At 44.9% G+C, this 14220-nt stretch carries 14 protein-coding genes and 1 other annotated feature; of the genes, 11 read left to right on the plus strand and 3 right to left on the minus strand.

The annotated features are described in order from the left end of the window. The first annotated feature begins 53 nt into the window (after positions 1-53). Positions 54-479, plus strand: a complete 426-nt coding sequence (locus L2755_RS13260) for a hypothetical protein (RefSeq protein WP_248981172.1) — start codon at positions 54-56, stop codon at positions 477-479. Positions 480-492: 13 nt separating this feature from the next. Here L2755_RS13260 and yoaA read toward each other — a convergent pair whose 3' ends face one another. Then, entirely contained in the window at positions 493-2418 is a 1926-nt protein-coding gene (gene yoaA / locus L2755_RS13265; RefSeq protein WP_248981173.1) for a DNA repair helicase YoaA, read from the minus strand. Between the two features lie 509 nt (positions 2419-2927). Further along, positions 2928-3047 (plus strand) — a sequence feature (His leader region). A 55-nt stretch (positions 3048-3102) separates the two neighbouring features. Between yoaA and hisG the strand changes: the two genes are divergently transcribed. The 10 genes from hisG to L2755_RS13315 all read left to right on the plus strand — a co-directional run bounded on the left by hisG (position 3103) and on the right by L2755_RS13315 (position 12796). Then, complete coding sequence (hisG, locus tag L2755_RS13270; protein ID WP_248981174.1) at positions 3103-4002, plus strand: ATP phosphoribosyltransferase; 900 nt, start codon at positions 3103-3105, stop codon at positions 4000-4002. A 4-nt stretch (positions 4003-4006) separates the two neighbouring features. Next, on the plus strand, positions 4007-5359 hold the full coding sequence (hisD, locus tag L2755_RS13275; protein ID WP_248981175.1) for a histidinol dehydrogenase: 1353 nt from the start codon (positions 4007-4009) through the stop codon (positions 5357-5359). Then, positions 5359-6435 carry a histidinol-phosphate transaminase gene (hisC, locus tag L2755_RS13280; protein ID WP_248981176.1) on the plus strand — a complete coding sequence of 359 codons (1077 nt, stop codon included), beginning with the start codon at positions 5359-5361 and terminating at the stop codon, positions 6433-6435. Before hisD ends, hisC begins: the two co-directional genes overlap by 1 nt. 72 nt (positions 6436-6507) lie before the next feature. Continuing rightward, positions 6508-7587 carry a bifunctional histidinol-phosphatase/imidazoleglycerol-phosphate dehydratase HisB gene (hisB, locus tag L2755_RS13285; protein WP_248981177.1) on the plus strand — a complete coding sequence of 360 codons (1080 nt, stop codon included), beginning with the start codon at positions 6508-6510 and terminating at the stop codon, positions 7585-7587. After that, positions 7584-8303, plus strand: a complete 720-nt coding sequence (hisH, locus tag L2755_RS13290; RefSeq protein WP_248981178.1) for an imidazole glycerol phosphate synthase subunit HisH — start codon at positions 7584-7586, stop codon at positions 8301-8303. The genes hisB and hisH overlap by 4 nt, the downstream gene beginning before the upstream one ends. After that, the gene (gene hisA, locus L2755_RS13295; protein ID WP_248981179.1) at positions 8300-9037 is read left to right on the plus strand and encodes a 1-(5-phosphoribosyl)-5-[(5-phosphoribosylamino)methylideneamino]imidazole-4-carboxamide isomerase; all 738 of its coding nucleotides are present in this window, start codon (positions 8300-8302) and stop codon (positions 9035-9037) included. The genes hisH and hisA overlap by 4 nt, the downstream gene beginning before the upstream one ends. Then, complete coding sequence (hisF, locus tag L2755_RS13300; RefSeq protein ID WP_248981180.1) at positions 9019-9792, plus strand: imidazole glycerol phosphate synthase subunit HisF; 774 nt, start codon at positions 9019-9021, stop codon at positions 9790-9792. Before hisA ends, hisF begins: the two co-directional genes overlap by 19 nt. A 148-nt stretch (positions 9793-9940) precedes the next feature. Next, a complete protein-coding gene (gene hisIE, locus L2755_RS13305; RefSeq protein ID WP_248981181.1) occupies positions 9941-10588 on the plus strand; it encodes a bifunctional phosphoribosyl-AMP cyclohydrolase/phosphoribosyl-ATP diphosphatase HisIE in 648 nt (215 codons plus the stop codon). Between the two features lie 180 nt (positions 10589-10768). Beyond that, positions 10769-11551 carry a substrate-binding periplasmic protein gene (locus L2755_RS13310; RefSeq protein ID WP_248981182.1) on the plus strand — a complete coding sequence of 261 codons (783 nt, stop codon included), beginning with the start codon at positions 10769-10771 and terminating at the stop codon, positions 11549-11551. A 141-nt stretch (positions 11552-11692) separates the two neighbouring features. Continuing rightward, positions 11693-12796, plus strand: a complete 1104-nt coding sequence (locus L2755_RS13315; RefSeq protein ID WP_248981183.1) for a phosphoribosylaminoimidazolesuccinocarboxamide synthase — start codon at positions 11693-11695, stop codon at positions 12794-12796. 91 nt (positions 12797-12887) lie between these two features. On the opposite strand, the gene lpxM is transcribed toward L2755_RS13315, so the two are convergent. After that, positions 12888-13841: a lauroyl-Kdo(2)-lipid IV(A) myristoyltransferase gene (lpxM, locus tag L2755_RS13320; RefSeq protein WP_248981184.1), complete on the minus strand. Its 954-nt coding sequence runs from the start codon at positions 13839-13841 to the stop codon at positions 12888-12890. Positions 13842-13919: 78 nt separating this feature from the next. Then, positions 13920-14216, minus strand: a complete 297-nt coding sequence (gene ihfA / locus L2755_RS13325; RefSeq protein ID WP_101091201.1) for an integration host factor subunit alpha — start codon at positions 14214-14216, stop codon at positions 13920-13922. Positions 14217-14220: the final 4 nt, after the last annotated feature.

Consider the following 14220-nt stretch of genomic DNA (forward strand, 5'->3'; position numbering starts at 1 on the left):
AGCTAGATTTATAACAGGCACTTTCATAATAAGCAGCTTAACATGGGGGAGATATGCGTCAGATCAGCATCGATTGGTTCAGACTATTTCGCTACTCGTTACTGTTCATCGCATTTAGTCTGATGGTGACTATATTGATGCTAATTTACTTTTCAAACAGCCTTGAAGAGGCTTGGCAAAAAGGGTTAATGCTGACGTTAAAAGAGGTAGAGATCACCATAGAGCTGAGCCTAACGCTATTTATTTACATCAGCTTTCCAGTGTTACTGTTTCGCTTTATGTACTACTTTTCGAAGATGCTTTATCGAGGTAGACGAGAAGGCGTGGCAATTTTGACCTATAAAACGCTATTTAATCCTCTAAATTTTTTGCTGTTCCCAAGCCTTCTCAATCCAAATGGGTTGGTGTATCGAAGGCGTTGTATTATGGCGCTGCTGCTAATGATATTAATCTATCTGATTATTTTACTCATAACCTAACCTTTAGCTTCGGCTACTTAATCTGTTGTAGAAACTTAACCGCATTGTCCAGCTCCCGCGTTCTAGCCATCGGCGGTAGAGAGTTTAAAAATGCTTGGCCATAAGGCCGATTAACAATGCGGTTATCACATAAGATGAGTACCCCGCGATCTTTCTCATCACGAATGAGTCTACCAACCCCCTGATTAAGTGAGATAACAGCTTGCGGCAGTGAGATCTCGGTAAATGGATCTTTACCTTCACGCGAAATACTCTCGCTACGGGCACGATAGAGATTATCCTCTGGCGATACAAAGGGTAATTTGTCGATAATAACGCAGCTCAGTAGCTTGCCTCGCACATCCACCCCTTCCCAAAATGCGCCTGTACCAAGCAATACCGCATTGCCTAATTGACGATACTTTTTTAACAGACTCTGCTTATTGGCTTGGCCTTGTACCAGCAATGGGTATGACACTCGTCGTTGCAACTCGATAGCCACCAGCTTAAGCATTCGGTGACTGGTAAAGAGAATAAATGTGCGACCTTTTGCCGCCTCAATGGCTTTAATGCATACATCGACAAATTGCGGCAATATCGCATTGTGGTTACTGACACTGGCCAAATGCCGGGGGACACAAAATAGCGCATTATTAGCGTAATCAAATGGGCTCAGCAGTAACAATTCCTTGCACTTACCTATGCCTAGTTGCTTGGTAAACAAGCTTAAATCTTGATTTATCTGTAAGGTTGCCGAGGTAAAAATCCAAGCGATATTCTCATCAAACAGCTTTTTACACTCCTTAGCGACATCAATCGGTGCGATTCTAAGCATCAGATAACGATGGCCATAATCAATACTGTAAGCCGCCTGATTGTTCTCACACAGAAAAAACAGTTCTAACTTTGCTGTTTGAACGTCAAGTTTTTCAAGCGTGTCATCCAAGTTATCACTACGTCCAACATGTCCTTGTAACAAGGATTGCAATGCTGTTAGCTCTTTTAACAATCCCCAAGACAGTACGGATAACGCTTTATTACTGAGCATTCGGCGCCAATCGGTGTCGCCGCTTGCAAATAGGGCTTGATGCCAATCATGTAACAAAGTTAAGCAACGTGCACTCAATAGTTCTATCTGCTTTGCATCGCGTAACTCGGTGCGATAAATATCGGCAAAACGTTCCAGTAATTCAGCAATTAAGCGCGTTGAGCACTGCTGGCCAAAATAGGTAACGGCGATATCCGGAAGTAGATGGGCTTCATCAAAAATCACCACATCAGCATCAGGCAGCAATTCCGCAAAGCCCGTCTCCTTTATGATCCTATCAGCCAAAAATAGGTGATGATTTACCACGATAATCTGAGCATCCATGGCTCGATTACGCGCTTTGCGGGTAAAGCAAACGTCATAATGATCACAACGTTGACCAATACAGCTCTCTTTTGCACTGTTGATCAATGGCAGAGCCTTTGAGCTTTCAGACACCGAAACTAAGCCCCCAAGATCACCATCAATCGTCTGCCCTGCCCACTGATTTATTCTTAACAGATCATCAAGAATTCGAGTGTCCATCGAGCTTGCGCCCGATAACTCTTTCTCCATCAGGTGTTGGCATAGATAGTTATTACGACCTTTAAGTAAGGCAACTTTAGGCGTGATCCCTAGCATTAACAGTAATGCAGGTAGATCTTTGTAGAACAACTGTTCTTGCAGGTTTTTACTGCCGGTGCTGACGATGACCTGCTTATTGCTCAGCAGTGCAGGAATAAGATAAGCAAAAGTCTTACCAACGCCAGTACCCGCCTCAACGACTAAATTATCGCAACTGGTTATAGACTCACTGACGGCTTCGGCCATCTTTTGCTGCACTTCGCGGCTGCTAAAGCCCTTAATGGCCTGTGCTAGCACACCGTCAGTGGAAAATGTCGACGCGACCTGTTGTGTCAATCTCACGCTCAAAAGCCACCGTACTTAGTTGTCATAAAGTCCAACATCATTGCATTAGAAGGTAAAAAACACTGAAGTGTAACGTAAGCCGCTTTTAGGTTAAATAGCCAAGCAGCTTCAAAAGCTGCTCATTTAACAGCTCTATGGGATATAGCGATAAATGACATTATCTACTTCTTTATTAATACGCATCAATCAAATAAGTATTAAACCCGAAAAATAGTTTGCTATGATTGTCTTGTTATTAGAACAGTCAACATACACTTATAGCCATCCTACCTGAAGATGCAGGATTCAGTGTGAATTTAAGTAGGATGGGTATATAGCTGCAGCTTAAATAAAGTGACATTTAGATGAACATTACTCATATGCAAAAATAGTGGTTGCAATCAGTTGTAAAACTGATTAATTTAAATGCATCGCAATTGAAGAGTATCTTCTGTTGGCAGATATTTTGGTCATTAGACCTCACCGATAGTCATTTATTGAGACAAGAATATGAAACAGCTTACGAACACTATCCATCATCATCACCATATGCGGTAGCCTTCGGAAGCTCACTGCCGAAGGACTCATTCCTTCTGGCGGTTGATTCAAGAATATCAAAAACCCCTAGAAGGAATTCTAGGGGTTTTTTGGTTTTAGATTAACAGATTGTTTTATAAACATTTTTGAATCAACTTAAAGGAAGTAACCATGTCAGAGTCAACAAGATTAAGAATTGCCATCCAAAAGTCAGGCCGTTTATCGAAAGAGTCACTGAAATTATTAAAAAGCTGTGGCGTAAAATTCAACATCAATGAACAACGACTCATCGCCCACTCTGACAACATGCCTATCGATCTACTGCGAGTTCGAGATGATGATATTCCCGGTCTGGTGATGGACGGCGTTGTCGATTTAGGCTTTATTGGCGAGAACGTATTAGAAGAGGAGCAAATTGAGCGTCAAACCTTAGGAAAACCAGCTGAATGCATCAAGCTACGCCAGCTTGATTTTGGTGCTTGCCGTTTATCGCTTGCCGTGCCTAACGAGTTTAGCTACCAAGATGCTAACTCACTAGAAGGCCTGCGAATTGCAACGTCTTATCCCAACATATTACGCCGTTATATGCAGCAAAAAGGCATCAGCTACAATGACTGTATGCTAAAAGGCTCGGTTGAAGTGGCGCCAAGAGCAGGGTTATCTGACGCCATATGTGACCTTGTATCAACGGGCGCAACCTTGGAAGCCAATGGCCTATACGAAACTGATATCATCTATCAGTCAATGGCTTGCCTCATTCAGTCAACAATCAGCCAACCAGATGATAAGCAAGCATTAATCAATAAAATCCTGTCACGGATCAATGGCGTTGTCCGTGCAAAAGAGAGCAAATATATCCTGCTACACGCACCGACTGAAACCCTTGAGCAAATTGTCGCACTGCTACCAGGGGCCGAAAACCCCACCGTATTACCGCTAAAGGATGATACCAATCGTGTTGCAATTCACGCTGTCAGCACGGAAGATCTTTTCTGGGACACGATGGAAGAGCTAACCAAGCTAGGTGCCAGTTCGATTCTTGTTATGCCTATCGAAAAAATGATGGGGTAAGCAGATGGACATTCTCAATTGGCAAACATTAACCCCGACAGCAAAGCAAGCTGCACTAATAAGATCGCCTTTAATCGGTGATGCAAACTTAGAGCAAAGCGTTGCAGCAATCATTGATGCGGTTGTTAATGATGGCGATCAGGCATTGCGTCGTTTCAATGAGCAGTTTGATAACGTTAATATTAACCAGCTCAAACTCTCAACAGATGAAATAGCCAATGCCTGCGCAGCAGTACCAGACGACTTGAAGCAAGCTATAGCTCAGGCTAAAGGGAATATTAATGCCTTTCACCAAGCGCAGATATCAACCAAGGTTGATATTGAAACACAGCCCGGGATCCGCTGCGAACTTAGAACAGAGCCAATTGAGAAAGTCGGGCTGTATATTCCAGGTGGTACGGCGCCGTTAATTTCAACGGTACTCATGCTAGCACTACCCGCTAAAATAGCCGGTTGTGCCCAGCGGGTTTTAGTTAGCCCGCCTCCTATCAACGATGCCATTATTTATGCTGCCAATGAATGTGGCATTACAGAGATCTATCAAGTTGGCGGCGCTCAAGCGATTGCCGCCCTCGCTTTTGGCACCGAATCAGTGCCGCAAGTCGACAAGATTTTCGGCCCGGGTAACCGTTATGTGACGGAAGCTAAGCGTGCAGTAAGCCAAGATAGCCGTGCAATAGTCAGTATTGACATGCCTGCCGGCCCGTCAGAGGTATTGGTGATTGCGGATGCGGATGCCAATGCCGAGTTCGTTGCCGCTGACCTGCTTTCACAAGCTGAGCACGGCCCCGACTCACAAGTCATGCTGGTGACCAACTCAAGCGTACTTGCTGATAAGGTGAATCAAGCATTAACCCAGCAGCTGGTGCTACTTTCTCGCGCAGAGGTGGCGACCACTGCGCTGAGTTGCAGCCGCACATTGCTTGTTAGCGATATGGCCGAGGCTGCAGCAGTATCCAACCTTTATGGGCCAGAGCACCTCATTATTCAAACCGCCACACCAAGAGACGTATTAGCGAATATTTGCGCCGCAGGTTCTGTGTTTCTAGGGGCTTATACGCCAGAGTCTGTCGGTGACTATGCCAGCGGCACTAACCACGTTTTGCCAACCTATGGCTACAGTAAAACGGTCTCAAGTTTGTCTTTAGCAGACTTTAGCCGCCGATTTACAGTGCAGGAGTTAACCCCTGACGGCTTGATTTCGTTAGCGGAGACGGTAATGACCTTAGCGGCGGCAGAGCAGCTCGATGCTCATAAGAATGCCGTTGCCCTGCGTCTTGCCACGCTGAATAACAACGCTCTTAACAAAAGCAGCCTTAACAAAACCAACCTCAACAAAAATAGTCTGGAGGCATAATGAGCACTGCAAACAATCTTGCCCAGCGCCTAGCCAGACCGGAGCTGCTAGATCTCCAAGTTTATCAGTCAGCACGCCGCATCGGTGGACAAGGTGATGTGTGGATTAACGCCAATGAATCACCCTTCAATAATAGCGACTTAGCCGGCGTAAATCGTTATCCAGAGTGCCAGCCCCCCGCCTTGATTGACGCTTACAGCGATTACAGTGGTGTAGCGAACAACTGTATCTTAGCCGGGCGCGGCGCTGATGAAGCGATTGAAATACTTATACGCACTTTTTGTACCCCAACAAAAGATGCAATTGCCATCTTTGGCCCCACTTATGGCATGTATGCCATCAGCGCCAAGACGGCCAATGTCGCGGTCAATGCACTGCAATTAACAAGTGACTTTCAGCTGCCAAGTGACTACGGGTCTCAGCTCAACAAGGATTCAGCTAACGCAAATGTCAAAATAGTGTTTATCTGCAACCCGAATAACCCAACGGGTAGCGTGATCCCAAAGGCAGAGCTGATTAAGGTCATTGACAGTAATCCGCAAAGACTAGTGGTCATCGATGAAGCTTATATTGAATTTAGCCCTGAGTATTCAGTGGCAGAACTTGTCGAAAGCCGGGCCAATTTGGTGGTACTGCGTACGCTATCGAAAGCATTTGCGTTAGCCGGGGCCCGCTGCGGCTTTTTACTGGCCAACCCAGACATCATCGATATGTGTATGCGAGTAATAGCCCCCTACCCTGTACCGTTACCCGTGAGTGAATTAGCCGTAAAAGCACTCAGTCCTAAAGGGCTGATCACCATGCAAAGCCAAGTGGATGAGATGAGTCAGCAAGGACTGCGGTTAGCGCAAACATTACAAGCCTATGGTGCAGCCGTGGTCAAAGCCCATGGTAACTATGTATTGGCCCAATTTAGTGATAGAGCGTCAGTGTTACAAAAATTGACTCAAGCAGGCGTCATCGCAAGAAGTTACAGCGATAAACGTTTAGCGGATTCGATCCGCTTTAGTTTTTCAAACCGGTCGCAAACAGATTATTTAGTCAGCCTGTTTTCAACTTCGAACAAACAAAAATAATGATAGCTTGGCAGTCGGGTAAACAGCTCAATCCAAGTGCAATCTAAAAGAAATCTGAAAGGTATTATCGCTATGAAACAGAAAATTCTCTTTATCGACCGAGACGGCACCATTATCGAAGAGCCAATCACCGACAAACAGGTCGATAGCTTGGCAAAGTTGGTATTTGAGCCAAACGTTATTCCTGCATTACTAAAGCTTCAAAAAGCGGGTTACCGTCTGGTTATGGTCAGTAACCAAGATGGTCTTGGTACTCCCTCTTTCCCTAAAGAGGATTTTGATGCACCGCAAGATATGATGATGCAAATCCTCAGCAGCCAAGGCGTTAAGTTTGACGAGGTACTGATCTGCCCACATTTCAATGATGAGAACTGCAGCTGCCGCAAGCCAAAGCTTGGGCTAGTCAAAGGCTACTTAACCGCTGGCCGTGTCGATTTTACCCAGTCTGCCGTTATTGGCGATCGAGAAACCGATATGGGCCTTGCAGAATCTATGGGAATTGCAGGCTTACAGTACAACCCACAAAGCCTTAATTGGGACGATATTGCCGATAAACTATTGAGCAAAAACCGCATTGCAACGGTAGTACGCACCACCAAAGAGACCGATATCACGGTGACTATCGATTTGGACTCTGGCGTAAAAGGCAGTATCGATACCGGGATCGGATTTTTCGACCATATGCTGGAGCAAATTTCGACCCACGGTAACTTTAAGATGGACGTTAACGTCGATGGCGATCTGGAGATTGATGATCACCACAGTGTTGAAGATACCGCACTGGCGATTGGTGATGCATTGCGTCAAGCATTGGGCGATAAACGGGGTATTGCGCGATTTGGCAATGCATTTGAACAATCCATCCCCATGGATGAAGCCAGTGCAGAGTGTTTGCTGGACTTATCAGGTCGTCCCTTTATCAAGTTCTCAGCAGAGTTTGAACGTGAGATGGTCGGTGCCATGGCGACGGAAATGGTGCCGCACTTCTTCCGATCCTTTGCCGATGGCCTGCGCTGCACCCTACACCTCACCACCTTAGGCAACAATGATCACCACAAGGTAGAGAGTCTGTTTAAAGTGCTTGGCCGCACGTTACGTCAAGCCGTTGCTGTTGAAGGTGATGCGCTGCCATCGAGTAAAGGAGTGCTATGAGTAAGCTAGAATCTCCCTGTCAAAATGTCGAAGCTATCACAGGCACGACAGTGATTATTGATACTGGCTGCGCGAATTTGAGCTCTGTGCGCTACGCTTTTGAGCGCTTGTTATTATCAGAAGGCGAGCGTCAGAACTTAATCGTAACAGATGATATCACAGCGATTAAGGCGGCAACTCGCGTGGTATTACCCGGTGTCGGTACCGCTGGTGCCGCAATGGCCTCATTGCATAATAAACAGTTAGTCGAAGTGATTCAGTCTTTAACGCAACCTGTTTTAGGGGTGTGTTTGGGCATGCAGCTGCTGACTCAAATATCAAAGGAGCGTGGCGCAACTGCCGTTGATTGCGAATGTTTAGGGATTATTCCAACCAGTATTGAACAGTTAGACAGTAAAGGGCTGCCGCTGCCACACATGGGATGGAACCAGATAACGCCTGCTGCACACCCGATATTTGATGGTATCGACACTGGCGCCTATGTGTACTTTGTCCACAGCTATCGCGCGCCAATAAGCGAGTACACCATCGCGACGGCTAAGCATGGCGAAGCTTTTAGCGCAGCCATCGCCAAAGATAATTTTATTGGCCTGCAGTTCCACCCTGAGAAAAGTGCCACTGTCGGCGCGAAGATGCTGAAGAACTTTTTGGCCATGTCCCAATCAACTTTTAGTCAACAAAACAGCAATTCAAAACAGCAAAAGGCACAATCATGATAATACCTGCAATTGATCTGATAGAAGGCAAAGTGGTTCGACTCTATCAAGGCGATTATAATCAACAGACTACATTTGACTTAAGCCCTTTAGCACAGCTGCAATCTTATCAAGAGCAAGGCGCCAACTTGCTGCACATTGTTGACTTAACCGGCGCTAAAGATCCGATGAAGCGTCAAACCCAGTTAATAGCGAGCTTAGTGCAAGGTTTAGATACTCCCATTCAAGTGGGCGGCGGGATCCGTACAGAATCTCAAGTCAGTGAACTGTTAGAAATTGGCGTTAGTCGAGTCGTGATTGGCTCTTTAGCAGTAAAAGAACCGGAATTAGTTAAAAGCTGGTTTTTAAAATATGGCAGTGATGCCATCTGTTTAGCACTCGATGTGAATATCAATGAGCAAGGCGAAAAGATAGTTGCGGTATCGGGCTGGCAATCCGGCGGGGGCAAAACCCTTGAGTCCTTAGTGGCAGAGTTTGAGACCGTAGATCTCAAGCATGCGTTAGTGACCGATATTAGTCGCGACGGTACATTGAAAGGGGCCAACAATGCGCTTTATCAGGAGATAAGCGCGACTTATCCAGATATTAATTGGCAAGCATCAGGCGGCATTGCAACACTTGACGATATCACCGCGGTAAAAAACAGCGGCGCCACTGGCATCATCATAGGTAAGGCACTGCTTATTAAACAATTTACGGTTGAGGAGGCGATACAATGCTGGCCAAACGCATAGTCCCTTGCTTGGATGTAAAAGAGGGCAAGGTGGTTAAAGGAGTGCAGTTTCGCAATCATGAAATTGTCGGTGATATCGTGCCCCTTGCCGCTCGTTACGCTGCAGAAGGCGCCGATGAGTTGGTGTTTTATGATATTACTGCCAGTGCCCATGATCGCGTTATCGATAAATCTTGGGTTAGCCGTGTTGCCGAACGTATTGATATTCCTTTTTGTGTTGCCGGTGGCATTAAAACAATCGAGCAAGCCCGTGAAAAACTGGCTTTTGGCGCCGATAAAATATCGGTGAACTCACCCGCCCTTAGCGATCCTAGTCTGATTGAAAGGCTGCAAGATGAGTTTGGCCGCCAATGTATCGTCATCGGCATTGACTCCTTTTACGACCACATCAGCGATAGCTATAAAGTGAAACAGTTTACTGGGGACGAGTCTGCGACCAAAGATACCCAGTGGTACACCCCTGATTGGGTAGAAGAGGTACAGAAACGCGGTTGCGGCGAAATCGTGCTTAATGTGATGAACCAAGATGGTGTGCGCCAAGGCTACGATATTGAGCAACTGTCTATGGTACGTTCCTTGTGTGATGTCCCTTTAATCGCCTCTGGCGGTGCAGGTACTATGGCTCACTTTAAAGACGTATTTACCTTAGCCAAAGTTGACGCTGCATTAGCAGCCAGCGTATTTCACAAAGGCATTATTGATATCCAAGAATTAAAGCACTACTTGCGTGATAACAAGATTGCAGTACGTATTTAGACTGACTCAAGCCACTGATTTTAATCAACTGATTTACATAAGCTGGCTCTTAAAGTAGTCGCTTATTAATAGGCTTTTATAAATCGCCTTTTATGAATCGCCTTTTATGAATAGTTATTTATAAAATGACACGAATTAAGGATGCAATATGACATCGCTTTACCAATCAACAGCAGACGACCGTGAATTATTGAGTCAATTAGACTGGGCAAAAACAGACGGTTTAATCCCCGCTATCGTGCAAAACCACTTAAGCGGCAAAGTGCTTATGTTGGGTTATATGGACCAAGCTGCGCTTGATAAAACCTTGTCTACAGGCCAAGTGACTTTCTTTAGCCGCAGTAAACAAAGACTATGGACCAAGGGTGAAACCTCTGGCAACACGCTAGATTTGGTCGCTATCGATATGGATTGCGATAACGACAGTCTATTAGTGCAGGTGGTCCCCAATGGCCCTACTTGCCACAAGGGCACTGAAAGCTGCTGGAAAGATGGCAAAGCTCACAGCTTTATCGATAACCTCAGTACCTTGATTGCTTCCCGAAAAGGGCAAGACCCAAAATCAAGTTATACCGCCTACCTGTTTGACCGAGGTACTAAGCGTATAGCGCAAAAAGTCGGTGAAGAGGGGCTTGAAACAGCCTTGGCTGCTGCCACTAATGATAAGCCAGAGTTGATTGATGAAGCCTCAGATCTAATCTATCACTTGCTGGTGTTATTGGAAGATCAGTCGCTATCACTTGAAGACATCACGGCTAATTTATTGCAGCGACACAATGCCGCTAAAAAAGCATAATCAACCTCAAGGTTAACTATATCTTTAACGGTATAGCTAACCTTTCCATATTCTCACTCATATTCCCCAAACTAAGACAATCAAATGGAATTTGTGAATAATACTATTAGTAACAGTTACATCCGTGACAATAGTCGATATACTCCTCACTCGTAAGTCAACTCTTATTAGGTATTCGTTATGAGCCGTTTTATCAACTCACTTGCCTTAACTGCTGCACTTTTATGCTCTCTCTTAAGCCTGTCTGCTAGCGCTGAAAAACTCACCTACCTCATCATCGCAGCACAAGCTGAACCCTATCAAATAAACAGGGTTACCGAACAGGTTCAGTCAGGGATCATCAGCGATATTGTTAATCTTCTCGCCCAAAGAAAAGCACTCGAAATTGATAACCAAGTTATGCCATTTAAGCGCTACCTATATGAGATAAAACAGCACACCTACCCTAATTGGATAAGTTATGGTTCGCCTAAATGGCGTGCAGTGGATGGAGAACGCACGCAAAATAAGCGTCTTTCAAAGCAAGCATTATTCAGCGCTGAGCATATTATGCTGTCACTTAAAGAGAGTGATAGTACAGGTAAAAAGTTTACTGATTTAGCCAACAAAACTGTCATTTTATTAAAGGGGTTTGATTACCCAGGGTTAGTGCCAATTCTAGAGCAGAATGCGATGACTACGCTCGAGGTGAATAGTCATAAAAGTGCACTACTAGCGCTTAAAAACGGTCGAGGGGATCTGTTCATCGAGATGAAAAGCCGAGTTTTGTATAGCATTAAGCAGCACCAGATAGATGCATCAACATTTGCCTACACTGATATTGCAGACGCTATTGCACCTGTCGATATTCATCTTAGTTACGGAGATGGCGTTCCACAGGCGCTAATCGACTGGATTGATCTGCAGATTTTATCGATGAAAGCTAACGGTGAGATAGCACAAATCATTAATCGTTATCGATAGTGATAGCGAGCTGATTTTCTTTTATTAAGAACACTGTTTTCGAAGATGATAAAACCGTGCTTGTCATAGTGTTGCCAAATCTAAGTTCTGATACAATCTGCGCCACTAAAATTAAGCTTCTTAATAATAAAAGTGTGCCCTATGAATCTTGCAGATAAAGTTTTAGTCGTAAATGACAACCTTCCCATCCGTACCGACAAACCAGTCCATTCAGGTAAAGTTCGCAGTGTTTACTGGTTAACAGCAGAAGATAGCGCTCGTTTAATCAAAGATAAAGGCTATGACGTTCCCGCTGACGCTCCATTAGCAATAATGGTTATCAGTGATCGTATATCCGCTTTTGATTGCGTCTGGCAAGGTGAGAACGGTTTAAACGGTGTTCCTGGAAAAGGAATGGCACTAAACGCAATTTCAAATCACTGGTTTAAGCTATTTAAAGATAAAGGTCTGGCTGATAGCCATATCCTTGATATTCCTCATCCACTGGTATGGATCGTACAAAAAGCCCGCCCAGTGATGATAGAAGCGATTGCCCGCCAATACATTACCGGCTCTATGTGGCGTGCTTATAGTAAAGGTGAACGTGAGTTTTGCGGTATTACCCTGCCTGAAGGTTTAGTAAAAGATCAAAAACTACCAGAGATCTTAATTACCCCCTCAACCAAAGGGGTTCTTACTGGTCTTGAAGGTGTACCGGAAGCTGATGACGTCAACGTGTCGCGGAGCGACATAGAACGCCATTACAAGGGCTTTGAGTTCAGTAACACTCAAGACATCGATCTTTATGAAAAGTTGCTCTCAGAAGGCTTTGACGTGATAAGCGAGGCATTAGCAGAGCACGATCAGATCTTTGTTGATACCAAATTTGAGTTTGGTTATGTCAATGACGCCGCAGGCAATGAAAAACTCATCTATATGGATGAAGTCGGCACCCCTGATAGTTCACGCATTTGGGACGGTAGTTCTCATCGTGACGGGAAGATCATTGAGCAATCGAAAGAAGGCTTTAGACAGTGGTTGCTTAACCACTTCTCAGATGCGGATATCTTACTCAATAAAAACCGCATGCAAGAGCGTTTAGCGCTTGCAACGGACAACAAGCTGCCACAGTCAGTGATGATGGATATCTCCAACACTTACGTTGCTATTGCGGAAAAGGTGACGGGTAAGAAACTTCACATCAGTGAAGATCCAAAACAAGAGATCATCGATACCCTACGCAATGAGTATCAACTTATCGTGTAAGTGCTACTGCATTAGCCGTTAAGCAAAAAGCCGCAATTTCATATTGCGGCTTTTTAATGGCGTTTTAAAACGAGGCTAATTAGCGCAACGATTACTTACGCGGCTTCTTTTTATATATAGACTCTTCGCCCTCAGGACGTGTTTTTAACACTTTTAGAAACCACATATACTGTTCAGGGTAAGCTAATATGACTTGCTCTACTGCTTTATTCAGCGCAATAGCTTCGTTCTCTTTGCCCTGCATAGTTTCAGGGGCTATTGCCGGCATCACCGTTAGATCGAATTGACGCTTAGCTTGGTCATAACCAATCTTGATTGGCATCACTTGGGCGTTTCCAGCCTGGGCTAAACGTCCTACTACGGGCAATGTTGCTTTAGTTGTGCCTAAAAAAGGAGCAAAGATGCTTTTATCCGCTCCGAGATCTTCATCGGGGAGGTAAAAAAAGCTGTTGTTGCGCTTAAGTTCCGTGAGCAGTGCTCTAATACCCGCCTCCCGCATATAGATGTTGGCACCTTGCGAACTGCGCATACGATTATTAAACCAATTAAATAGGTCATTCTTGTGAGCTTTTGCCATCGACACCATAGGTAATTCAAGGTTGAGCCGCAGTCCCGCGTACTCAATCCCCCAAACATGGGGCATGATAAAAATCACCGGTTGCCCAGCATCTCTTACTTGCTCTACATGCTCAAAGCCGACAAGGTTTACCCTGTTACGAATATTTTGACGAGATCGAACTAATAGCTCTGCTTGAGCGAGCAAAATCATCACAAAATTTTCGACATTATCTCGAATTAATGCGTCTATTTCAGCAACTGATTTATCAGGAAAACACGTCGTTAAATTAGCTCTAGCGACCGCAAGCGGTTTTACCGCGATTTTCAATACCAGTTTTGACAGCTGACGCGCAATAGGATCTCTTAACCACGCAGGCATAAGACCAAAAAGCACTAACACTAATATCGCTATCCAAGTCAGCCAATACTTAGGATGCAACAAAGATAACCTGAAGCGACGGTCAAAATATTTTGGTTTTCTAGACAAACGCACAACCTCGTTAGCAAATGAATAACAGAAAAAGCCACTCAATTGAGTGGCCTCTTCATCACGATGCTAGTGCAATTACTTCTTTGCGTTAGCTTCTTCGACGCGACTTTTCAGCTTCTGTCCTGGACGGAACGTCACAACACGGCGGGCTGAAATAGGGATATCTTCTCCCGTCTTTGGGTTCCTTCCCGGTCTTTGATTCTTATCTCTCAGGTCGAAATTGCCAAAGCCAGATAGCTTGACCTGCTCACCACTTTCAAGCGCTTGACGAACTTCTTCGAAAAACGTCTCAACCATCTCTTTTGCTACTCTCTTATTGATACCTAGCGTTTCAAAAAGATGTTCTGCCATTTCGGCTTTGGTAAGTGCCATACTT

Origin of the sequence: Shewanella abyssi (genome assembly GCF_023284025.1) — a bacterium.
Lineage (GTDB): Bacteria > Pseudomonadota > Gammaproteobacteria > Enterobacterales > Shewanellaceae > Shewanella > Shewanella abyssi.